This is a genomic window from Nostoc sp. JL33 (assembly GCF_017114985.1).
Lineage (GTDB): Bacteria > Cyanobacteriota > Cyanobacteriia > Cyanobacteriales > Nostocaceae > Nostoc.
In genome coordinates, this window is sequence record NZ_JABXKP010000053.1 from 88,808 (window position 1) to 111,291 (window position 22,484).

Here is a 22,484-nt window from a genome sequence, read left to right on the forward strand (position 1 = left end):
GCCTGGAGTGGTTCGATTAAAAATTAATTTTCACAACTCAGATAGGATTGCTATATCTGAAGTTACTTACCAAAAAGAGCCAAAAATTATACCGGAATTTCAATTAAAAATTCTGTTCCCTCACCGATAATACAGTTGAAACTCAATTTTCCACCATGAGTTGATTCGACGATTTGACGAGCGATCGCCAATCCTAATCCTGTGCCTTTACCGACAGCTTTTGTAGTAAATAAATGGTCAAATATTTTGGATTGGACTTGTTCACTCATCCCCTTACCATTATCAGCAATGCCAATTCTAAATAGATTATTTTCTGCTGAGGTTGTAATTGTAATGCAGTTAGGATTGGCTTTAATTTCCTCATAAGTGCGTCCAGAATTAGATTCATCTAAGGCATCAATAGCATTGGCGATAAGATTCATAAATACCTGATTTAATTGACCAGGGAAACATTCTACTTGAGGTAAATTACCGTAGTTTGTGACAACTTCAATAGCGGGACGTAGTTCGTTCGCCTTCAGACGATGTTTCAAAATTAAAATTGTGCTATCAATGCCTTCGTGAATGTTAAATGGTACTTTGTAATCTCGATCAGCACGGGAGAAAGTGCGGAGACTGGTACTGATATTTTTTAGGCGATCGCACGCCATCGACATGGAATCAATCATCTTGGGCAAGTCTTCTAAACTATAATCCAAGTCGATTTCTTCAGCATGATCTTTGATTTGATCACTTTTGTTGGGTAAACTTTCTTGATATAGTCCGAGGTGTTCAACAATATCAGCGATAGTAGGTTTAGCAAGTTTTAGACTGGCAGCAATAAAACCCAAAGGATTATTCATTTCGTGAGCCACACCAGCAACTAAGTTGCCCAGTGCAGACATTTTTTCACTTTGCACTATTTGTAATTGGGCGTTTTGCAAATCAGTTAGCGCTTGTTCTAAATCTTGTGATTTTTCCTGTTCTTGGGCATAAAGTCCGGCATTTTCCAATGAGATTGCCGCTTGAACGCAGAGGAGATTGAGCAGTTCGACCCGCTCATGGGTAAACGCTCCAGTCGCTAGGTTATTCTCCAAATACAGCACACCAAGCAGTTTACCCTGATGTAAAATTGGACTACACAAGATACTTTTGGGCTGCTGTTGCTGAATATAAGGGTCATTAATTAATTGTGGATGCACAATAGCATCAACAATCACTGCTGGTTGTAAACTGCGTTTAACAGTATTAATTAAGCGAACTGGTACATAGGTTGACCCTTCAATAGGCTGTGGATTAGTCAGCATTGGAGAAAAATCAACTTTTGTATTTCCATTGTTCTGTAGCCCCAGCTTTGCTAATGCCCGAATCTGTAAATTACCTGACTCCATAAGCATTAACACACACTTATCGGCTCCTGCATTTTCGATGATGATATGCAGCAACGATGAAAGCAGTTTTTCGAGTTCGATTTCGCCTGAGATCGTTTGGGAAGCTTTGAGAATGGCAGCTAAATCTAGAGTCACAGAGATACTGGTACTGCTGGAAGTGGCAGAACTGCTGGATGTGACACTTCCCAAGGCGAAGATAGTTTCGCTAGTGGAGAAGGGAGAACGGGTTTGGTTGAGGATGGGAGCAAGCAGTTGGGGATAGTGGTTTTCTAGGTGAGCGACTTTGGCTTTAGCACCCCAGCGAGCATAGCAGTAGTAAGCATTTGTGATGTAAATTTGAGCAAATTGCTCTTTACCCCATTCCAGGTAGAATTTAGCTGCGAGTTCGTTGGCTAACGCTTCTTCGTTGATAAACTGATGTTCTTTAGCAAGAGTTATGGCTCGGTCATAACACTCAATGGCTGCGATTTTTTCACCCAAAACTCGATAACGTTCAGCCTCCACTAAATACCATTTATGCAAGTGATTCATCGGGGCATTTTGCGCCCACTGGTGCAGAATAGTTTGATGGGTGAAGGTAGCAGCAAGCATTTCGGCTTGTTCTGGTTCTGGCTGTGTTGGGAAGAGTGCTAGGTGTGTGAGTGCGGCATAAAAATGGAAACTGGGAATAAAAATTAATCCCGATACTGCCATCAAATAGGAGTTGACTTGGGTGATGTGGTCGCGGGCAGCCTGATAATTCCCAAAGGAGTAGGCAAGCAGCAGTTTATAGATGTAGACAATGGCGATCGCCATGAGATCATTATCCTGCTGGTGCTTCGGCAGCATCACCGTTTCATCGTAGGCAGTGCCAATTAAGCAATCGGGTTGGCTGACTGTTTCTCGCAAATGCTGCACCATTTGCCGCCTTATCTGCGAATGAATATGCGCCGAATCTTGTTTAACCTGAGCCAAGGCAGCACTGTAAGCGGCGAATTCGGGTTCTAAAGTGTCCAGTTCTATACCTGCGAAAACCGCAATATTCATGTAGGATATTGCGCTGTAGCCAGCGTTGAGAAAATCGCCTGTTTCGATGCCAGTCGTGTAGCTATCTTTCAGCGTCAATATCGTTGCTCTCAGCGCTTCGTGGCGATGTTGGATGAAAGACCCAAACAGGTTTAGAGTGATGGACTTTATTAAGAGAACATTCAACCGTTCCAGCAACGAGATCGCTAATCTACCAAACCCATAGCCTGTTTCGACTTCGCCCAAAAAGGCACATAGCATCATGCCATGAATCCCATAGCCGACAATCGAAGCGGGTGCATTCCCAAACTGGAGTGACAACCGCACCATTGTCGCACTCAACAAGGGCAGTAACCCTGGCATTCCCTGGATCACTGCTGGAAACAAAACTCCTAACAGTTGCATTGCAGCTTCGGCTGTGCGATCGCTCATCACGGGCAGGTCAATCAGCTCGGCAATCTCTCTGCCCTGGAGAAGGCTGGCCACGTCTTGTAGCCCTTTGCCGATTTCGGCTTCATCTGGTGCGTTCGGGAGATCCACCCCTAATTGACTTAGTGCCTCTTTTCCCACCGCGATCGCCTCTAACATTTGGCTTTGAGCCGTTAATGCCGCGATTTGAATTTCGTAGATTTTCACTTTGTCAAAAATTGTCTGTGTCTGCTGCAATACCACTGCGGCTAAGAGTTCCATGCCCTCGAAGTCACCATTTAAATAGGCAGCTTCCGCAGCCGTCACATATAGATTCAGAGTCAATTCATACTGATTTTGCCAGCAGTTTGTCTGTAATAGCTTAATCCCCGTTTGCAAATAATCCCTTGCGGCGACGTAAGCTGTAGAATTTCTCGCCTTGACTCCAGCTTTCAAATTCAGTTGAGCTAATGCTTGGCGATCGCTTGGTTGACTAATTAACTCAATTCCTAAATTCAAATGCCCGACAAGATCAAACAGTTTTTCCTCAAGCTCGATCTCGGATAAATTTTGTTGGAGTAAATGTCCAATTTGGAGATGAGTTGCTGTTTTTTGCTCATCGGGAATCAGGGAATAAGCCGCTTGCTGTACTCTGTCATGTAAAAATCTATATGAAGCTGTCCTTTGTCCTTTGTCCTTTGTCATTTGTTTGTTATTTTCCAATGACAAATGACCAATACTTCGGCAAAGCTCAGTACAAGTGACCAATGACGAATTTTGATAAAACTTATAAACATCACTAATCGGTAAAATTAGCCCTTCTTGTAAAGCTTTCCATAAATCAGCAGCCGTTTCTACCTCTGAATGTTCTGAAACAATTGCCAAAGTTGCTAAATCAAACTGATTGCCAATACAAGCAGCTAACTCCAAGACGTGTTGAGTTGATTGTGGCAGTCTTCGTAATTGAAATTTCATAAAAGCAACAACGTCATCTGTAACTGCTAGCTGATTCACCTGTACAATGTCACATTGCCAACAGGCTAATTCAGAATCAAATTGAATCAGCTTATCTTGATGCAATGCTTTGAGAAACTGTGTAGCGAAAAACGGATTACCTTTAGTTTTCTGAGATACCAAGCGAGAAAGAGTCCATGCCAAACTTTCTGTACATTTAAGTGTGTCAGCAACTAATTGATTCACTGTGATTTGACTCAGTGGTGCTAAGGTAATTGTATTAATCGTGAAGAGTGTTTTTTGAATCTCACTCAAAGTCAACATTAATGGATGTACTGGATTGACCTCGTTATCACGGTACGCACCAATTAATAAAAGATGACCTGTATCAGCCATTAAGAGCTGCATTAACTTCAGTGATGCCGAATCTGCCCATTGCAAATCATCTAAAAATATCACTAAGGGATGTTCAGCACTGGTAAAGACTTGGGTAAATTTTTGAAACAATAAATTAAATCTATTTTGTGCTGCCGTTCCTGATAATTCTATGGTGGGTGGTTGTTGACCAATAATTCTTGATAATTCGGGGATGACTTCAATAATTACTTGTCCATTTTCTCCAACAGCATCTAATATTTGGTTTCTCCATTGCTGAATTTGAGCATCACTTTCGGTTAACAATTGACCCATTAAATCTCGGAAGGCTTGCACAAATGCACTGAAGGGAATATTGCGTTGAAATTGGTCGTATTTACCTTTGATAAAATAACCGCGTTGTCTAATAATTGGTTTATGAACTTCGTTAACAACTGCTGTTTTACCAATTCCAGAAAATCCAGCTACCAGCATCATTTCTGTTGCACCAAGGCTGACTCGCTCAAATGCTTGTAGTAGAGTTTCTACTTCGGTTTCTCGTCCATAAAGTTTGTCGGGGATAATGAAGCGATCGCACACATCCCGTTCTGCAATTGGGAAACTCTTAATTTCACCAAAAACTTGAAGTTGAGATAAACAATTTTCTAAATCAAATTTCAGCCCCAATGCACTCTGATAGCGGTCTTCAGCATTTTTCGCCATCAATTTCATTACAATATCACAAAGAACTTGAGGAATAAGAAAATCGACCTCACCCCAGCCCTCTCCTTGGTAAGGAGAGGGTGCTTTATGCGGGTGAGGTTGATTCATATTTGGTGGTTGTTTTGCAATATGAGAATGTACCAACTCCATTGGATCGTTTGATGCAAAAGGTAACTCTCCCGTGAGTAATTCGTAGAAAGTCACACCCAGAGAATAAAAATCAGTCCGGTAGTCAATCCCCCGATTCATTCTGCCTGTTTGTTCTGGGGAAATATAAGCGAGTGTACCTTCTAAGACATTTGGATTAATTAGTGTCTGCGTTTCCCGTGGTAATAAAGATGCAATACTAAAGTCAATTAATTTAACTTGTTTGGTTTCGGGATTAATGAGAATATTAGCGGGTTTGATATCTTTATGAATAATCCGATCGCGATACAATATATCTAAGGTATTGCACAGTGCGATCGCTATCTGTAAAAACTCCGTGAGATTTCGTAGACTTTCCCCTGTTACCCATTCTTTCAGAGAAATCCCCCCAAAGTCTTCCATCACCAACGCATACCCATTTTGATACGCTTGGAGGCTGTAGGTTTGGATGATTAGGGGTGAGTTGAGATTTTTGGCAATGGTGTACTGATTGCGAAACTGCACCAATTCGCTGAAACTGGGATAAGGATTTTTCAGCAGTTTAATCACTACTCTTAAGGAGTCTGTTTCTCGATACCCCCGATAAACTAGGGTTCTCGAACCATTGTAGAGTTCTTCACTGATGCGATATCCGGGAATAGTGACCATATTGCGCTTATCCTTAAGGCTTTCAGATTTAGTATTCCCAGATATCTGAAGTTGTTTACCAATAAGAGGTAAAGATTATACCGGAATTTCAATGATAAATTCTGTACCATTACCCAGAAGAGAGTTAAAACTCAATTTGCCACTATGGGTTGATTCGACGATTTGACGAGCGATCGCCAATCCTAATCCTGTGCCTTTACCGACAGCTTTTGTAGTAAATAAATGGTCAAATATTTTGGATTGGACTTGTTCACTCATCCCCTTACCATTATCAGCAATGCCAATTCTAAATAGATTATTTTCTGCTGAGGTTGTAATTGTAATGCAGTTAGGATTGGCTTTAATTTCCTCATAAGTGCGTCCAGAATTAGATTCATCTAAGGCATCAATAGCATTGGCGATAAGATTCATAAATACCTGATTTAATTGACCAGGGAAACATTCTACTTGAGGTAAATTACCGTAGTTTGTGACAACTTCAATAGCGGGACGTAGTTCGTTCGCCTTCAGACGATGTTTCAAAATTAAAATTGTGCTATCAATGCCTTCGTGAATGTTAAATGGTACTTTGTAATCTCGATCAGCACGGGAGAAAGTGCGGAGACTGGTACTGATATTTTTTAGGCGATCGCACGCCATCGACATGGAATCAATCATCTTGGGCAAGTCTTCTAAACTATAATCCAAGTCGATTTCTTCAGCATGATCTTTGATTTGATCACTTTTGTTGGGTAAACTTTCTTGATATAGTCCGAGGTGTTCAACAATATCAGCGATAGTAGGTTTAGCAAGTTTTAGACTGGCAGCAATAAAACCAAGGGGATTATTCATTTCGTGAGCGACACCAGCAACTAAATTGCCTAGTGCAGACATTTTCTCACTTTGCACCATTTGTAATTGGGTGTTTTGCAGATCAGTTAGCGCTTGTTCTAAGTCAAGTGATTTTTGCTGCAAGGCAAGTTCAGCTTTTTTGCGTAAGCGAAGCCCGTTGTAGACATCAGTAACATCTCGCATCACAATTACTGCACCGATTTTATTACCCAAAGGATCGAAGATTGCTTGTCCGCTTGCTAACAAAATTCTCTTAGAACCATGCTTCGGCGCAATTACCATTTCGGCATTTTCGACTATTTCCCCTTCCAAGGCGCGAAACAGAGGGATTTCTGTGATTGACAGAGGTGTTTGACCATCAGGTTGATAGAGTGAGAAGTGTTCTGCCCATTGTTCTGCTGGTAATGATTCTACTGGTAAGCCATGAAACTCACGAGTTGCGTTATTGAATAAGGTCAACTTGCCACTAGCATCACAAACAACAATCCCATCGGTAATATTGTGAATGATCGCATTCAAAAACTCTCGTTCTTTGGCTAGAGATGCTTCAGCTTCTTTGCGTAAGCGAAGCTCGTTGTAGACATCACTAATATCAATCATCACCCCATCCCAGATGATTGCGCCATCGGCTTGTCGCTCTGGCCGAGCAAGAGATTGAATCCATTTCACGGTTCCTGAAGGCAGGATAATCCGACATTCTACCTCAAACGGTGTCAGAGTTTGGGCAGAGTAGGCGATCGCTTGGACAATAGCTGGTTGATCGTCAGGATGATTCATGGCGTAAAGACTATGGGTTCCTGCTATCACCGACTCTGGCTCTAATCCATACAAGTCGAGACAGCCAGAGCTAACGTAGGGTGTTGAAGTTGAACCGTCAGCTGCGATCCGGAATTGGTACACCATACCAGGAATATTATTCGCCAAATTTTGGAAGCGAACTTCACCAGCCTGCAATTTTGCTAGAGATTGTTCCAACTGTTGAGCATAGTTCTGGGAATTTCGATAAAGTCGGGCATTTTCTAAAGAGATTGCGACTTGAGCGCAAAGTAAGTTGAGTAGTTCGACGCGATCGCTGGTAAATGCTCCAGTTGCCAAATTGTTTTCTAGATACAAAATGCCCAGCAACTTACCCTGATGCAAAATCGGGCTGCACAAGATACTCTTGGGTTGCTGTTGCTGAATATACGGGTCATTGATTAATTGAGACTGCACCGTGGCATCAATAATTACTGCTGGTTGTAAGCTGCGTTTGACGGTATTAATTAAGTTAACTGGAACATCAACAGAGTCTTCAACAGGCTGCGGGTTGAGCAACATTGGGTAAAAATCGACTTGAGCAATTCCTTTGTTCTCTAGAGATGTGACACGAAGGGAAAGCTGTGCTAACGCCTGAATGAGCAAACGACCTGACTCCAAAAGCATAAACACGCACTTATCTGCTCCCGCATTTTCAATGACGATATGCAGCAATACCGAAAGCAGTTTTTCGAGTTCGATTTCGCTTGAGATAGTTTGGGAAGCTTTGAGAATGGTAGCTAAATCTAAAGCAACAGAGACGCTGCTACTGCTTGTTGTGGCGGAACTGGTGGAGGTGACACTCGCCAATGTGAAGATAGTTTCGTTAGTTGAGAAGGAAGAACGGGTTTGCTCTAAGATGGGGGCGAGGAGTTGGGGATAGCGTCGTTTCAAGTCGGCGACTTTGGCTTTAGCGCCCCAACGAGCATAGCCGTAGTAGGCTTCGGTCATGTATGACTGGGCAATACGTTTTTTGCCCCAGTCGAGGTAGAATTTAGCTGCTAGTTCATTGGCTAGGGCTTCTTCTTGGATGTAAGCGTTTTCTTTTGCAGATGCGATCGCGCGATCGTAGTAATCCATTGCTTCATACATCTGCCCCAACACCCGATACTGCTCTGCTTCAACCAAATAAAATCTGTGTAAATGGTTTGTGGGTGCATGGTTTGCCCATTGTTTGAGCTTCTTCTGGTTGTCAACAACTTCCTGGGGAAGGCGATCATATTCTCTGCCTTGAGCGTTGGCTATGATCGCCAGATGGGTCAATGAATCGTAAAAGTGAAACACCGGAACCATGAAACAGCCGGATACTCCACTCAAATATTGTTTGGCATAAACTGCCACTTTGATTGCTTGCTCCCACTCATTGAACAAACAACAAAGAATTAATTTATTGATATACAGTGTTCCCATTGCGTAAAGATCGTTTGCTTTCTGATGCAAGGGCAACATCATTTGTTCGTCATAGATTACACCTTGAATTTTCCAGGGACATTCACTCTGGTCGAGTAAATTCAAGACGGATTGGTAAAAGACTCTCAGATAGTTGTGAGCAACTTCCTGTTTGAGTTGAGCCAACGCCTGACTGTAAATCTTCATTTCTGGTTCTAGGATTGACAAATCTTTTCCCAGAAAAAAGGACAGCGAACAGTAATTGTAGGCACAGTAGGCAGCATATTCTAAAGTACCCATCTCCAGACCGGTGTGGTATCCGTCGAGCAAAGGAGCGAGTGACTCTTGAATATGATGTTTCCAAGGCTTTACGAACGGATAAACCATGTTAATCGTGCTGGCTTTAAATTCTCTACTCTCAAAGCGTGATAATAGTCCCATTGCCAGTTGACCAACGCGATCGCCCAAATCTATTTCTCCAATAACGCACAGAATTACTCCATACCAAGCATAAGTTTGTGCTGATACCGCAGCATTACCATATTCAACTGATAACCTAACTTGCTTGCACACGATTAACGGCAGTAGTTCTGGAACCGCTTGATAGACTGCTGCTGTGACGGTTGCTAAAATTCGCATCACTGCCAGAGCTTGAAGGTCTCTCATCTCAGGCAGTTCCAGCAAATCTGCCCAATCTTTTCCTTTTAATATATCTTGAGTCTGTTGCAAACTTTGAGTATTATCTGCTTCAGTGGGCTGCTCTGGAAACAACACTCCAAATAATTTCAAAGCAGAAAGAGCGGTTTTAATCGCTTCGGGCTGCTGACTCTGCGCCACGTCAGCCAAAATTCTCACTTCATAAACCTTAACTTTGTCTAGTAATTGACGAGCATTTTGCAGTACCCGCTCAACTATCTGCTCCATTTGCCTAAAGTCACCGCTCAGACACGCTACTTCTGCGGCTAAATCATGCAGAGCCAAGGTGATGTCATAACATTGCTGCCAACAATTTGCTGTGAGAAGTTGTATGCCTTTAGTTGCGTATTCAATTGCTGCGACGTAAGCGATTGCAGATTTTGCTCTTTGTGCAGCAGCTAGGTTTAACTTTGCTAATCCTTCACGTTCAGTTTCTGAGCCAATTAAATCGGCTCCTTTATTTAACTGATTGACAATCTCAAAGATTTTTTCATCTTTTCCCCTCTGGCTGATTGCACTGAAAAGCAATTGCCCAATTTTCAGGTGAGTTGCCTGTTTTTGCTCCTCTGGAATCAGGGAATATGCCGCTTGCTGGACGCGATCGTGCAAAAATTTGTAAGCACAGGTGTCAACTTTCTGTGTTGATGTTTGGAGTGTGGCGGTTGATGTTTCAGTTTGATAAAACTTGTAAACCTCATTGATCGGAATGATAAATCCTTCTTGCAATGCTTTCCACAAGTCCGAAGCGGTTTCTGTCTGCGATTTTTCAGAAACGATCGCTAACGTCGCCAAATCAAACTGATTGCCAATACAAGCTGCCAGTTTCAAAACATCTTGAGTGATGTCGGGCAATTTCTGAAGCTGTTGGGCCATAAATTCCACCACATCATCGGTGAGGGCGAGCGATCGCACTTGCGCGACATCACACTGCCAAAAACCCGCCTCCCAATCAAAGGTAATCAGCTCATCTTCATGCAGTGCTTTCAAAAATTGAGTCGTGAAAAAGGGATTGCCTTTAGCTTTTTGATAAACCAACTCTGTCAACGGCCATGCCAGGCCCGTTGCACAACTGAGGGAGTCGGCAATTAAATGATTCACATCTGCTTGACTCAAGTTCGCTAGAGTTATAGTATTGACGCGGGAGGATGCCTTTTGAATTTCATCTAGCGTTAAGATCAGTGGATGAGCCGCAAACACTTCGTTATCGCGGTATGCGCCAATAATGAACAGATAACCGCAATCGCTCTGGGCCATCAACACCTTCAGCAAATTCAGCGATGCCGAATCTGCCCATTGCAAATCATCGAGAAACATCACTAACGGATGCTCTCTTGTGGTGAAGACTTGAATGAAATTTTGGAACAGTAAATTAAAGCGATTTTGTGCCGCACTGCCCGATAGTTCGGCTAACGCAGGCTGTTTGCCGATGATCTGTTCCAGTTCAGGAATCACCCCAATTAGGACTTGCGCGTTTTCTCCAAGTGCCGCTAAAATTTTGCTCTGCCATTGTGACAGTTGGGTATCACTTTCACTCAGCAACTGTCCCATCAAGTCACGAAAGGCTTGCACAAAAGCAGACAGAGGAATGTTGCGGTTGAACTGGTCATATTTCCCTTTGATGAAGTAGCCGTTCCACCGGACAATCGGCTTATGCACTTCATTGACGACTGCGGTTTTACCAATGCCAGAGAAACCTGCCACCAGCATCAGTTCACAGCCACCATTGGCAACATCACCAAATGCCTCCAATAACGCCTGCACTTCCGATTCGCGTCCGTAGAGTTTTTCTCTGATGAGAAAGCGATCGCTGATATCGCGCTGTCCCAATTCAAACCAGGTATGTTTGCCTGTTTCTCGCGACTGTTCTAGGCAAGTAACGAGGTCATGTTTAAGCCCCAGTACACTCTGATAGCGGTCTTCGGCATTCTTCGCCATCAGTTTGCGGATAATTTCACCCAGCATCAAGGGCAAATCCGGGTTGAAATCGCAGAGGAAGGGGGGAAGTTTCGCAATGTGGCAATGCACCAACTCCATCGGGTCATTGGACTCAAAGGGCAGTTGTCCGCTCAGTAGTTCAAAGAAAGTCACACCTAATGAATAGAAGTCGCTGCGGTAGTCAATGCCCCGGTTCATCCGTCCGGTTTGCTCTGGCGACAGATACGCTAGTGTTCCCTCCAGTCCGTTGGGACTTTGGATTTCCTGGGTTTCTCGTGGTAGAAGCGAGGCAATACTGAAGTCAATCAGCTTGATTTGTTTGGTGTCAGGGTGAATTAAGATGTTGGCTGGTTTAATGTCTTTGTGAATGACGCGCTGTTGATGTAACTGGTGTAGCGTGTCGAGCAGTTGCAGGGCAATCGCCAGGAATTGCTCTAAAGTCAATGGTCGTCCTTGGGTAAATTCTCGCAAACAAATGCCACCAAAGTCTTCCATGACTAGGGCGTAGCCGTTGCGATCGGCTTCTAAACTGTAGGGCTTGATGATGCCGGGAATATCTAGGTTTTTAGCGATCGCATATTGGTTGCGAAACTGTACTAGTTCGCTAAAAGTTGGGTATTCTCGTTTTAAGAGCTTGATCACAACTGCTAGGCGTTGGCGAAGCCCACCGTTCGCGTAGCGTCTCGTAGAGAAGGTATCACATTCTCGAACTGCCCGATACACTTGGGTACGAGAACCTGAATAAAGTTGCTCGATGATTTGGTAGCCAGCGATCGTTACAGTCCCATCAACTTTTGCGCTCATAAATTTTTCCGAGAATTCCTGTGTACTAAGCTTAGAATTCCCAGGAAAATATCTTGTTTAACAAACGTTACAAAATTTGCATTGCGAACGGCATAGCTTCTCTTCTCTACGAGAGGCTGCGCCAACGAGACGCTCCGCGAACGCTTAACGCGTAGCGTCTCCTTGGCGTAGCCTCTTTAAGAGTTGAGTTGCGATCGCAAAGGTTTTGAGTATTTTATATTTCGTTACATAGTTAGGTTTGTTTATGCCTACCTACTTAGGGATTTCCAACAAATAAATTATCCAATCTTGTGGGGTATTTTTTTATTTGTCAGTCCCTTAGTACAGCATTTCATTAATTCGTAGCGAATTAAATTTGGCAAAACCTTGCAATGTTAATGCGTCCATTTACAATGCCAATGCATCGGGATGCATTGTTAATGCGTCCCCTTACAATGCCAATGCATCGGGATGCATTGTTAATGCGTCCCCTTACAATGCCAATGCATCGGGATGTATTGTTAATGCGTTCCCCTGCATTAAAAACGCTACGCGTATTGGGGGTTAGGGGGTTAAGTTTTTCGTAGGCTTTTCCAGATGAGGTGAAAAGTCAGGTAAATCCAAGGAGGCGAGGTGTTGATAAGCTTGATCTATGAATCGCTTACCTCTGAGAAAGCCTGTATTAGCTCCAGGACAAATGTAGCAGAGAGTTTCTGGTGTAAAACGTTCTAACAATAATCGAAGACTGTTAATTTGCCTTGGCCAGTGAAAGGTTTTCGCAGTCCGTAATGGTACTGGTTGACCCTGCTGATTAGGGACTAAATGGCGACCAGAAAACAATATACCTCCAAGCTCACTATAATAGAGGCAAGATGAGCCGGGAGAATGTCCTGGTGTCCAAATCACTTGTGTTGATGCATCGAGAGTAAATTCCTGCCTAAACGTAGTTACGGTTAAGCCTGGTAATAAATAAGCTTCTTGCTCTTGAACCAGTACCTCGCAGCCAAAGGTTTGCTGAAATTCAGCAGTCTTGCCAATAGCGCCTCGATGGGTGATAAATAACCAACGCACGCCTCCATGCGCTCCTAAAAAATCTTGATTTGTTTGGTCTAAGGTAGGGCAATCTATGAGGATATTGCCTTCATTTCTTACAATAAGATAAGAGGTTCCCCCTAATGTGTCCCGATTGGGTGGAAAAGCAAAAATGCTTTCTTGGGCGAAGTCCGATTGCAGAGAACCCCCGCTAAGAACTTCGTCAGGGAATACAGCCCGTGGTGGCTTAGTTGTATGACTTGGCACTTGTGGTAAAGGGCACATGATCAAAGAGCCGAAACTGAGGAGTTGTGGATAATTTGGTTAAGTAGAGCGGTGTGAATAATTCAAGGTTTGTAGTGAGGGCTTCAGCCATCATTTGAGGACTAAAGTCCTCACTACGAACTAATCTCAAGATTTTTTACATTACTTAATCTAGTTTGATTTATTCTCACCGACTTGGTTACAGTGTGGAAATTCTGAAGAATTGAAACTTGAGCGTTAACCAGCGCTGTTAACCATTGTGAATCAGGAGGCAAAAGGAAGGCAGAAGGAGACAGGAGTAACCCATGTTTAAAGGCGTGGGACTTAGACTGTGAATGCTTTGTATCTCGCGGCACTTTCCGGTCGATACAATTCTTCTTTCTTTTTAAACTGGGTTTTATACTCAGAACTAAAGTTTTCATTCATACTTCTTTCCTCCTGCCTCCTGCCTTCTCTTATAAAATTGGGGTTTGTAGGTCTGCCTTGTAGTTAATGCTATGGTGCTGAAGCTACTGGTGGGGCGTTTTGTCCAAATTACTGAAGATAACATGGCATTTTGGTTTCTGTTTATCCTCCTACTGGGGCTAGCTACTTATCTAATGGTGCAGCGTAGCGTCGCTCAAATCACCCGGACGCCAGTATGGTTGTTGTGGCTGGTTTTAATGACACCAGCATTTTTGTTGAGTGGATGGACGCTGATGTACGGGGCTAAACAACCTCCACCACCAGGGCTGATCCTTTGGTCGTTATTTGTCTGCACACTCTTGTACTGGATGTTGTTTCAATGGGGGCGTCAAGTGCCAACAGATACACAGACCGAAGCCCCAGCCAAAGCTGATGCACAGCCGGCTATCGAGCCAATCGCAGAACCAATAGCGCGTCCCATTGAGCTAACGGAAGAAACCCAACTGCGAAATTGTTTTCCTTGGTCTGTATACTACATTCAAAATATTGAATATCGACCACAAGCCGTGATTTGCCGTGGTCAGTTGCGAACTAAAGCCAGCAACGCCTACCAGCAGATTAAGACTAATATTGAAGCACAATTTGGCGATCGCTTTGTGCTGATCTTTCAAGAAGGTTTAAATGACAAACCTTTCTTTGTGCTGGTTCCTAACACTCAAGCTGCTAAAGAGAGAAATACACCACGACGCGACCAGGAACGGTTAACTCGACCAGGATTAGCACTTCTACTACTAGCAGCTACTTTGGTAACTACAACTTTGGTGGGAATCGAAAATGCTGGTGTTTCTCTTCCAGCTATCTGGGAAATTGGCTCTTTGTTCAAAGTTCTATCTAACCCAGATGTCCTATTCAAAGGATTGCCCTATGCTTTAGGACTGATGACTATTTTGGGCATTCACGAACTTGGGCATTATTTGACAGCTAAATTTTACAATATTCGCTCGACGTTGCCTTACTTTATTCCCGTGCCTTTCTTCTTGGGAACTTTTGGTGCATTTATTCAGATGCGTAGTCCTATTCCCAACCGCAAAGCTTTATTTGATGTAAGTATCGCTGGGCCAATTGCAGGTTTTGTCGTTACCTTGCCATTACTAATATGGGGCTTGGCTCATTCTGACGTGGTTTCCCTGAATGAAAAAACCCGGCTTTTGAATCTTGAGGCCCTTAATCCCAAGTATTCAATTTTACTGGCGCTACTCTCGAAGTTAGCCTTGGGAAGTCAGTTAACAGCAAAATCAGCCCTTGACTTACATCCAGTGGCTGTAGCTGGTTTTCTGGGATTAATTGTCACGGCGTTAAATTTAATGCCTGTGGGACAACTAGATGGAGGTCACATTGTCCATGCGATGTTTGGACAACGAGTTGCGATCATAATTGGTCAAATTGCTCGCCTACTGTTGTTATTACTTTCTTTAGTTCGGGAAGAATTTTTGGTGTGGGCGATTATCTTATTATTTATGCCGTTGGTTGATGAACCGACGCTGAATGATGTGACTGACTTGGATAATGGACGTGACATTTGGGGATTACTGGCGATCGCTTTATTGATTGTAATTGTTCTGCCACTACCGCAGGCGATCGCTAACTTTTTGCAAATTTAAAAAGTATCAACGCCAACAGAGAAATATATCTAAATTTTTTCCCAGCTATCGAATTAACCACAGCTTGGTATTTTATGATTTTAACTTGCTCGCCAGTCAAATAATCTGGTAACGTGCGTTATGGATGGACATTAACCCTAACGCACTGAAAATTTAGGATGGTGCGTTATCCTACGGCATAACACACCCTTGCATTACTACAAAACTAACTAGATACGGAATTAGCCGCCTCTGAAGCCTTCGCGGCTGGTGGAAAACCACCCATGCGAATCTCAGAAGTGAAGGAAGTGATACTAAATCCACCAAAACTCTTGAGGACATTTACCCGCATTCGCAAATTCGGGCTAGCAAACCACAGGCGCTCCTCACAACTCATCGTTTTATCCTCTGTAATCAGGATCAAAGCACCATCACTGTCAATTTTATAGCGTCCGGCAACCGGAGTTTTATCGGCATCAACTATTTCTCGCAGTAACTTGCCTTGGGCTGGATTATCTGCATCAGATACCAGAACTAACACAGTTGAACCACTGTGTTTTGCTTGATCCTTTTCCGTTGTGCCGTTCCAGCTAATTTTGGCAGCACAAGAGGCGGAACTAAGATTAATCTTGTATTGTTGACACAGTTTGCTCACTTCTGGATGATCTACTGCCAGCCTCTCAATGATGATATCTGATTTGCTATTTTCAGATTGGTTAAAAGCCAAATGTTGACTGGTACGATGAGAAAACCATTTCCCAGCACTTAACTGAAAAAACTCTTCAATATTCATGAATTAAATTACCCTGCATCAAAATGCTAAAATTCCCACTTAATTATTATTAATAAATAGCAGGAAACTTTAATATTAAGCTTGATTGCCTATTTCCTCAAGCTTCTTGAGACCAATCCTGGCTGCCTCAGCAACGTTGAAATGATTGTCTTTTTCCAAATATTTCAAAGCTGAGACACTCTTGGGAGTGGGAAGATTTCCCAAAGCTTCAGCCAAACGCTGCCTTACTAACCAATCATCTGATTGGGCGAAGCGGAGGATCTGATCGACAGACTCAATATCTTGAATTTCTCCCAGTGCAGAGATTGCAGCTTGTTGCAACACTACTTCTTTGCTATCCAATGCCTGAATAAGTATTTCATGGGCACGAGGGTCTTTAATGTTACCTAATGAAACGGCTGCACTAAAGCGTACTAGCCAATCAGTATCTTCATAAAACGCCCGTGAAAGCACTTCAAAGGCTCTGGTATCACCCAAATATCCTAAGGCACCAGCAGCATCAGCGCGTATACCATAATCGGGGTCATTTACGAGAATTCTTACCAAAATTGAATAACATTCTGCTGTCGGCTTGATTCCAAGGGCAAATATTGCCATCGATCGCAGTTGCAAAGATTCGTCGTCTAGTACCTTTTTAATCAAAGGGACTGCATCCTCAGCAGAAACATGACGCAAATTGGCAAGGGCTACCATGCGATCGCGTAAATTCGGACTTTCTAACTGAGTAGAAATTTCTTCTAAGCTTAGAGTTGCCATTTAATTTAAAGCGTTTTCTTTACTTATCTTAATTTACCCGATCCATTCATCAGGCTGTTGCCATAGTGAAGTAGGAGTTTGGCGACTTGACAAAATACCTCGATTATGAATAAAAAATAAACAAATGTTACTTTCGGCGAGATTATGTATTGAATTTAGCAGTCATATTTTACACTATGCTGTGGCACTATAGCCCCAATACGCTTGGGTTAAGGCTAAAAACGCTGTGCTGCCTGCTGACTAAAATCGCAAAAATGCGATAAATTTAATAGTATGCGTAACTTTATCCCATACAATGCCACAAACACGGATTATTTTCTTTCAGGATAATACAGGAGAAGTTCCAGTTTTAAAGTGGCTAAACAAATTACTCAAACAGGATCGTAAGGGATATGCGAACTGCATCGCCAGAATTGAGCAGTTAGCTGAGTATGGTTTTGAATTAAGACGACCCCCGCAGATTTCCTGCGTGATGGTATTTATGAACTAAGAGCCAAGCACGTCAGAGTACAGTATAGAATTCTATATTTTTTTCATGGTCAAAACGTAGTAATTTTAGCTCATGCCATCATTAAAGAGGATAACCAACTTCCAGATCGAGAAATTGATTTAGCATTAACATACAAAAATTTATTCACACTCAATTCAGAAGTTCATACTTATATTGAACCAGAGGAAGAAACAGATGAAGAAAACTAATGATGCGCTGAAAATCATTAAAAGAATGATCAAGTCAGATCCAGAATTAGAAGAGATGGTTAGAGAATCATCAATAAATGCTCAAGTATCTCAAATCATCTACGATGCACGCAAACAAGGAGGACTAACCCAGCAACAACTAGCCGCAAAAGTCGGTACTACCCAGTCAGTCATAGCTCGATTGGAAGATGCTGACTATGAGGGACATTCTTTGTCTATATTGGCTCGGATTGCAGCAGCTTTAAATCAAAAACTAGAAATTAAAATGTCACCTAAAGAAGTTGTTTAAAAAATACAGGGTAAACTTAAAATTCTTACCCCGTATACATATAACGGAGAGGGAGGGATTCGAACCCTCGTTAAGTTGCCCTAAACACACTTTCCAGGCGTGCGCCTTCAACCACTCGGCCACCTCTCCAGGTGCCACAAGTTACGATCATACTATAGAATCCCAGAAAATGCAAAGATAAAGAAAGATATTTAAGATTGAATCTGAAAGTCCCAACCCCAAAACGCAAATCAAGATGTCCCGTACATACACAATTAGAGTTAGCGATCGCGCCACTGGCAAAACATACACCCTAGAAGTTCCAGAAGACCGTTACATCCTGCACACTGGCGAAAAACAAGGGGTGGAACTGCCGTTTTCCTGCCGCAACGGGGCTTGCACCACTTGTGCTGTGAGGGTGTTGTCAGGAGAAATTTACCAACCAGAGGCGATCGGATTGTCGCCAGATTTACGTCGCCAAGGTTATGCCTTGTTGTGTGTGAGTTACCCCCGTTCTGACTTGGAGGTGGAGACACAAGACGAAGATGAAGTCTACGAACTCCAGTTTGGACGCTATTTTGCTAGGGGGAAAGTTAAAGCGGGCTTACCCTTAGATGAGGAATAAACTATTCAAAATCACCAAAGTTGTGATGCCTGTACATTTTGGTGGCTGGGTGCGAAAAATAGCCATTTTGGCCTGCTTATTGCTCTTGGTGAGTTGCCAAGGTAAAAACCAGCTGCCAAACAATCAAGCCCAGGTGAAAGTAGCGCGGGTAGTTAGTGGGCAAAGCTTGGAAGTGTTAGGCATGGCTGAACAACCAAATTTGATTTCCCAAGTCCGGTTAGTTGGTATTGATGCACCAGATTTGCGACAGCGGCCTTGGGGGGAAGCAGCAAAAGAACAGTTAGAGGATCTAATTGGTGGTGCAGAACAATCGGTAACGCTGGAGTTTGATTTAGAAGCAAAAGACAAAATCGGGCGAACTCTAGCTTATGTGTGGAAAAATAAGGTGTTGTTGAATGAAGAATTGGTGAAACAAGGGAATGCAATGTTTATTGGGCGATCGCCTAACCACAAATATGACCAACGTTTAGAACGTGCCCAACAATGGGCTAGACTCATGGGACAAGGAATCTGGAACCCAGAAAAACCCATGCGCCTTACTCCCGCCGAGTATCGCCGCCAAAATCTTTGAGGAGTGGGGAGATGAGGGAGATGAGGGAGATCAACCAATGACAAATGACAAATGACTAATCTACAAATTTTTCTAGATATTGCTACGGAAGCGGCCTTGGCTGCTGGTGCGATTTTGCAAGGTTACTTGGGTAAGTTAGAAGACGCAATTATTGAAAAAGCACGCCCTGGTGATTTAGTCACTGCTGCTGATAAAGCCTCAGAAGAGTTAATTTTAGAAATTTTGCGCCGCCACTTTCCCCAGCACTCTATCCTCGCTGAAGAATCAGGGAAATTTGGTAATCAAGAGAATGAATACCTTTGGGCAATAGATCCTCTAGATGGCACAACCAACTATGCTCATCAATACCCATTTTTTGCCGTTTCCATCGGGCTATTAATTAATGGCATTCCGCAAGTGGGTGTAATTTATGACCCCTTTCACAATGAGCTATTCCGTGCTGCTGCTGGCTTGGGAGCAACGCGCAACCGTAGCCCTATCAATGTTTCGGTAACATCAGAACTGAGTAAGAGCCTACTAGTGACAGGATTTGCCTACGATCGCCGCGAAACCTCTGATAACAACTACGCAGAATTTAGTCACCTCACCCATCTTACCCAAGGAGTCAGACGTAGCGGTTCTGCATCGCTAGATTTGGCATATGTCGCCTGTGGACGTGTCGATGGTTATTGGGAACGGGGGCTTTCTCCTTGGGATATTGCCGCCGGGATAATTTTGGTACAAGAATCCGGGGGCAAAATCACCGCCTATGATGGTACTGCCGTCAAAATTGAATCAGGTAGAATTCTCGCCACAAATGGTTATATTCACGGCTCCCTCAGTAGCGAACTTTTACAAGTTCCGCCACTATCAGCTTGGGTGTGAGAGGAGTGGGGGAGTAAGAATTTTAGATTTTAGATTTTAGATTTTAGATTAAAGAATTGAAATTTAATCCAAAAGACGCTCCTACGTCGCTCTCCGTAGCGCTATCGTCAATCCCTTCTCCCAACGCGAAGCAGCGTCTCCTTGGCGCAGCCTCTCGTAGAGAAGAGTTGGGGAGACGCGCAAGGGACGGCTTGGTGCAGTCGAGGAAAGGGGGAAACCCCTGTTCTGGCGCTGCTTCACCAAAATCCTTGCATTGAATTGCCCTGTTTGCCCAATGGCTAATGACGAATCACTGATCAACCGAAGTAAACTAGAAAGAATCTAACTGCTCCTTTGGTGCAAGAGCTCTATATGGCTTTGAAAATAGATCGTGGACTATTTAAATATGATTTCATAGATAATCACGCAATATTGTGCGTTTCAGTTGATGCAGATGTCAAAGAGGTTCGCAAACGCTATCTCCAAATCGCCCGCCGTCTGCACCCGGACAGTAATCTTACTGAAAGTGCGGCTCAAAAACAGCTAGGGAACGAATTGTTATCAAAGTTGGTTAACCCTGCTTACGAAAAACTTACTAGCGATCGCACTCGCGCAGAATATATGATGATTTTGGCGCAAATTGGCAAGCGCCTGGTACAAGAGTCTACTTCAGTGACTCTAAACAGCAACTTGGCTAGACAGTTAGCTGAGGCGGCTAATCTCGATCATTTCTATAAAAGTGCGATCGCTCAACTAGCCCAAACCCAATATGATTCTTTAGAGCAAGCGCTGCAAGTCATTGGCCAAGTTAGTGAATTGAATTTAGTCTATTTAATGCGTAGTGCGGGCAAATCATCCACCGCGCCGCCGCCACATGCTCAACCCAAAGCCCAATCAGGCACACCTGAGCCAAATACAGCAAAAAATACACCACCAGAGCCAGCGCCACCAAAAGAAGACTTGATTGTAGAACAGTATGTTCGCCGCGCTCAATCTTTGATTGACAAAAACCAATTTGCCCAAGCCAAAGTAGAGTTGCAGGATGCCCTGAAGCTAGAACCTAAAAATAGTCGCTGCCATAGCTTAATTGCAATGGTGTATTTGAAGCAAAATCAGCTAAAAATGGCAAAAATCCACTTTGACAATGCTCTAAAATTAGACCCCAATGACGAAACGGCATTGCAATGGAAACCAAAAATAGATAAGGCTTTAGGACAACAACCTAGTGATCATAAGGTGACTTCATCCCCCAATAATAAAGATAAGCAACCAGATAAATCTGGTAGTGGTGGTTTGTTCGGTGGTTTGTTTGGTGGGAAGAAAAAATAATGGTGTATCAACCAGCATCGGGAGCCAGGGATTTATTGCCCTTGGATGTGGAGAAAAAACGCTGGATTGAAGAGCGGTTACAGCAGGTGTTTCACCGTTGGGGATATCACCGGATTATCACCTCGACTTTAGAGCGCATGGATACCCTGATGGCGGGGGAAGCAATCCAGCGCCAGATGGTGATTCAGCTACAACAAAATGGCGAAGATGATGAATTAGGGCTACGTCCAGAATTAACAGCATCCATTGCTCGCACTGTTGTGACTCGGATGGCAGGTCTGCATTATCCGCAACGATTGTACTATAACGCCAATGTGTTTCGCCGCACTTGGGAAAGCAGGCATAATCGCCAGCAAGAGTTTTATCAAGCTGGGGTGGAGTTGTTAGGCGCTGGGGGATTGCTGGCCAATGCGGAAGTACTGCTGTTAGTTGCAGATTGTTTGGCAGCACTGGGTTTACGGGAATGGCATTTAATTTTAGGTGAGGCGGGAATTACCCGATCGCTCCTGAGTGCCTTTGGTGATAATTTACAGGATAAAGTTCGCAGTGCGATCGCCCATCTCGACCGCATTACTATAGATACTTTACCCCTAAGTGAGAAACTACGCGATCGCGCCCGAATGATGATGGATCTGCGTGGCTCTAGTGCAGACGTGTTACAAAAAGTCAGTATTTTGGATTTAGATGAAGAACAGCGAGAGGCAGTAAATAACCTCAAATCCCTAGTAGAATTACTGGAATCGGAGAAAAAACTTCCGTTAATCCTTGACCTCAGCCTCATCCAGACCATAGATTACTACACTGGTATCGTCTTTGAAGTTGTCAATGATACCGATCAAACCAGAGTTTTAGGGCGGGGCGGTCGCTATGACCAGCTTTTGGGGCTATATCATCCCCAAGGAGAAAACATACCCGGAATTGGTTTTGGACTCAATATCGAAGATTTATACCAAGTTTTATTGTCTACTCAGCAATTACCGCAGGTAATTCCAGCGAGTAACTGGTTGGTAGCACCAGAGACGCCGAGTGCTAATGCCTTTGCCTTTGCCTACGCGCAAAAGCTCAGAGATTCTACTGATTTGGCGCGGGTAGAAATTGATTTGGGGGGAAGGGATGCAGACGCTATTCGCCAATATGCACGCGATCGCGGCATAGCCCAAATTGCTTGGATCAAAGCTGATGGCTCCCCAAAAATAGAATCATTGCGTTAAGTGAGTTGGG

At 43.4% G+C, this 22,484-nt stretch carries 13 protein-coding genes and 1 tRNA gene; 8 read left to right on the plus strand and 6 right to left on the minus strand.

What is annotated here, in order from left to right:
* Positions 1-86 precede the first annotated feature (86 nt).
* The 3 genes from HWQ23_RS14940 to HWQ23_RS14950 form a co-directional block, all read right to left on the minus strand.
* On the minus strand, positions 87-5,609 hold the full coding sequence (locus tag HWQ23_RS14940; RefSeq protein WP_292829546.1) for a trifunctional serine/threonine-protein kinase/ATP-binding protein/sensor histidine kinase: 5,523 nt from the start codon (positions 5,607-5,609) through the stop codon (positions 87-89).
* 75 nt (positions 5,610-5,684) lie between these two features.
* The gene (locus HWQ23_RS14945) at positions 5,685-12,059 is read right to left on the minus strand and encodes an ATP-binding sensor histidine kinase (protein WP_292829547.1); all 6,375 of its coding nucleotides are present in this window, start codon (positions 12,057-12,059) and stop codon (positions 5,685-5,687) included.
* 543 nt (positions 12,060-12,602) lie between these two features.
* The gene (locus HWQ23_RS14950; RefSeq protein ID WP_292829548.1) at positions 12,603-13,355 is read right to left on the minus strand and encodes an MBL fold metallo-hydrolase; all 753 of its coding nucleotides are present in this window, start codon (positions 13,353-13,355) and stop codon (positions 12,603-12,605) included.
* Between the two features lie 527 nt (positions 13,356-13,882).
* On the opposite strand from HWQ23_RS14950, the gene HWQ23_RS14955 reads away from it, so the two are divergent.
* Positions 13,883-15,400 carry a site-2 protease family protein gene (locus tag HWQ23_RS14955; RefSeq protein WP_292829599.1) on the plus strand — a complete coding sequence of 506 codons (1,518 nt, stop codon included), beginning with the start codon at positions 13,883-13,885 and terminating at the stop codon, positions 15,398-15,400.
* Between the two features lie 205 nt (positions 15,401-15,605).
* On the opposite strand, the gene HWQ23_RS14960 is transcribed toward HWQ23_RS14955, so the two are convergent.
* Positions 15,606-16,172 carry a phycobiliprotein lyase gene (locus tag HWQ23_RS14960; RefSeq protein ID WP_292829549.1) on the minus strand — a complete coding sequence of 189 codons (567 nt, stop codon included), beginning with the start codon at positions 16,170-16,172 and terminating at the stop codon, positions 15,606-15,608.
* 75 nt (positions 16,173-16,247) lie between these two features.
* Positions 16,248-16,928, minus strand: a complete 681-nt coding sequence (locus HWQ23_RS14965; RefSeq protein WP_292829550.1) for a HEAT repeat domain-containing protein — start codon at positions 16,926-16,928, stop codon at positions 16,248-16,250.
* A 519-nt stretch (positions 16,929-17,447) separates the two neighbouring features.
* Between HWQ23_RS14965 and HWQ23_RS14970 the strand changes: the two genes are divergently transcribed.
* Together HWQ23_RS14970 and HWQ23_RS14975 are read left to right on the plus strand one after the other, a co-directional pair.
* Positions 17,448-17,627 carry a type II toxin-antitoxin system RelE/ParE family toxin gene (locus tag HWQ23_RS14970; protein WP_292829600.1) on the plus strand — a complete coding sequence of 60 codons (180 nt, stop codon included), beginning with the start codon at positions 17,448-17,450 and terminating at the stop codon, positions 17,625-17,627.
* Complete coding sequence (locus HWQ23_RS14975; protein WP_292829551.1) at positions 17,614-17,916, plus strand: helix-turn-helix domain-containing protein; 303 nt, start codon at positions 17,614-17,616, stop codon at positions 17,914-17,916. Before HWQ23_RS14970 ends, HWQ23_RS14975 begins: the two co-directional genes overlap by 14 nt.
* A 44-nt stretch (positions 17,917-17,960) precedes the next feature.
* Here HWQ23_RS14975 and HWQ23_RS14980 read toward each other — a convergent pair.
* Positions 17,961-18,045: transfer RNA gene (locus HWQ23_RS14980), tRNA-Ser, on the minus strand.
* Positions 18,046-18,151: 106 nt separating this feature from the next.
* On the opposite strand from HWQ23_RS14980, the gene HWQ23_RS14985 reads away from it, so the two are divergent.
* From HWQ23_RS14985 to HWQ23_RS15005, 5 genes are all read left to right on the plus strand, one after another.
* Positions 18,152-18,520 carry a 2Fe-2S iron-sulfur cluster-binding protein gene (locus tag HWQ23_RS14985; RefSeq protein WP_292829552.1) on the plus strand — a complete coding sequence of 123 codons (369 nt, stop codon included), beginning with the start codon at positions 18,152-18,154 and terminating at the stop codon, positions 18,518-18,520.
* The gene (locus tag HWQ23_RS14990; protein WP_375466516.1) at positions 18,510-19,091 is read left to right on the plus strand and encodes a thermonuclease family protein; all 582 of its coding nucleotides are present in this window, start codon (positions 18,510-18,512) and stop codon (positions 19,089-19,091) included. The genes HWQ23_RS14985 and HWQ23_RS14990 overlap by 11 nt, the downstream gene beginning before the upstream one ends.
* A 51-nt stretch (positions 19,092-19,142) precedes the next feature.
* The gene (locus tag HWQ23_RS14995) at positions 19,143-19,955 is read left to right on the plus strand and encodes an inositol monophosphatase family protein (RefSeq protein ID WP_292829553.1); all 813 of its coding nucleotides are present in this window, start codon (positions 19,143-19,145) and stop codon (positions 19,953-19,955) included.
* Positions 19,956-20,306: 351 nt separating this feature from the next.
* Positions 20,307-21,263, plus strand: coding sequence for a J domain-containing protein (locus HWQ23_RS15000; protein WP_292829554.1), 957 nt, complete (start codon positions 20,307-20,309; stop codon positions 21,261-21,263).
* Positions 21,263-22,474: an ATP phosphoribosyltransferase regulatory subunit gene (locus HWQ23_RS15005; RefSeq protein WP_292829555.1), complete on the plus strand. Its 1,212-nt coding sequence runs from the start codon at positions 21,263-21,265 to the stop codon at positions 22,472-22,474. The genes HWQ23_RS15000 and HWQ23_RS15005 overlap by 1 nt, the downstream gene beginning before the upstream one ends.
* Positions 22,475-22,484 lie beyond the last annotated feature (10 nt).

Bases quoted from the DNA above. Each gene is read 5' to 3' on its own strand.
- HWQ23_RS14940 (WP_292829546.1), bottom strand. From the start codon at position 5,609: ATGGTCACTATTCCCGGATATCGCATCAGTGAAGAACTCTACAATGGT.
- HWQ23_RS14945 (WP_292829547.1), bottom strand. From the start codon at position 12,059: ATGAGCGCAAAAGTTGATGGGACTGTAACGATCGCTGGCTACCAAATC.
- HWQ23_RS14950 (WP_292829548.1), bottom strand. From the start codon at position 13,355: ATGTGCCCTTTACCACAAGTGCCAAGTCATACAACTAAGCCACCACGG.
- HWQ23_RS14955 (WP_292829599.1), top strand. From the start codon at position 13,883: ATGGCATTTTGGTTTCTGTTTATCCTCCTACTGGGGCTAGCTACTTAT.
- HWQ23_RS14960 (WP_292829549.1), bottom strand. From the start codon at position 16,172: ATGAATATTGAAGAGTTTTTTCAGTTAAGTGCTGGGAAATGGTTTTCT.
- HWQ23_RS14965 (WP_292829550.1), bottom strand. From the start codon at position 16,928: ATGGCAACTCTAAGCTTAGAAGAAATTTCTACTCAGTTAGAAAGTCCG.
- HWQ23_RS14975 (WP_292829551.1), top strand. From the start codon at position 17,614: ATGAAGAAAACTAATGATGCGCTGAAAATCATTAAAAGAATGATCAAG.
- HWQ23_RS14985 (WP_292829552.1), top strand. From the start codon at position 18,152: ATGTCCCGTACATACACAATTAGAGTTAGCGATCGCGCCACTGGCAAA.
- HWQ23_RS14990 (WP_375466516.1), top strand. From the start codon at position 18,510: ATGAGGAATAAACTATTCAAAATCACCAAAGTTGTGATGCCTGTACAT.
- HWQ23_RS14995 (WP_292829553.1), top strand. From the start codon at position 19,143: ATGACTAATCTACAAATTTTTCTAGATATTGCTACGGAAGCGGCCTTG.
- HWQ23_RS15000 (WP_292829554.1), top strand. From the start codon at position 20,307: ATGGCTTTGAAAATAGATCGTGGACTATTTAAATATGATTTCATAGAT.
- HWQ23_RS15005 (WP_292829555.1), top strand. From the start codon at position 21,263: ATGGTGTATCAACCAGCATCGGGAGCCAGGGATTTATTGCCCTTGGAT.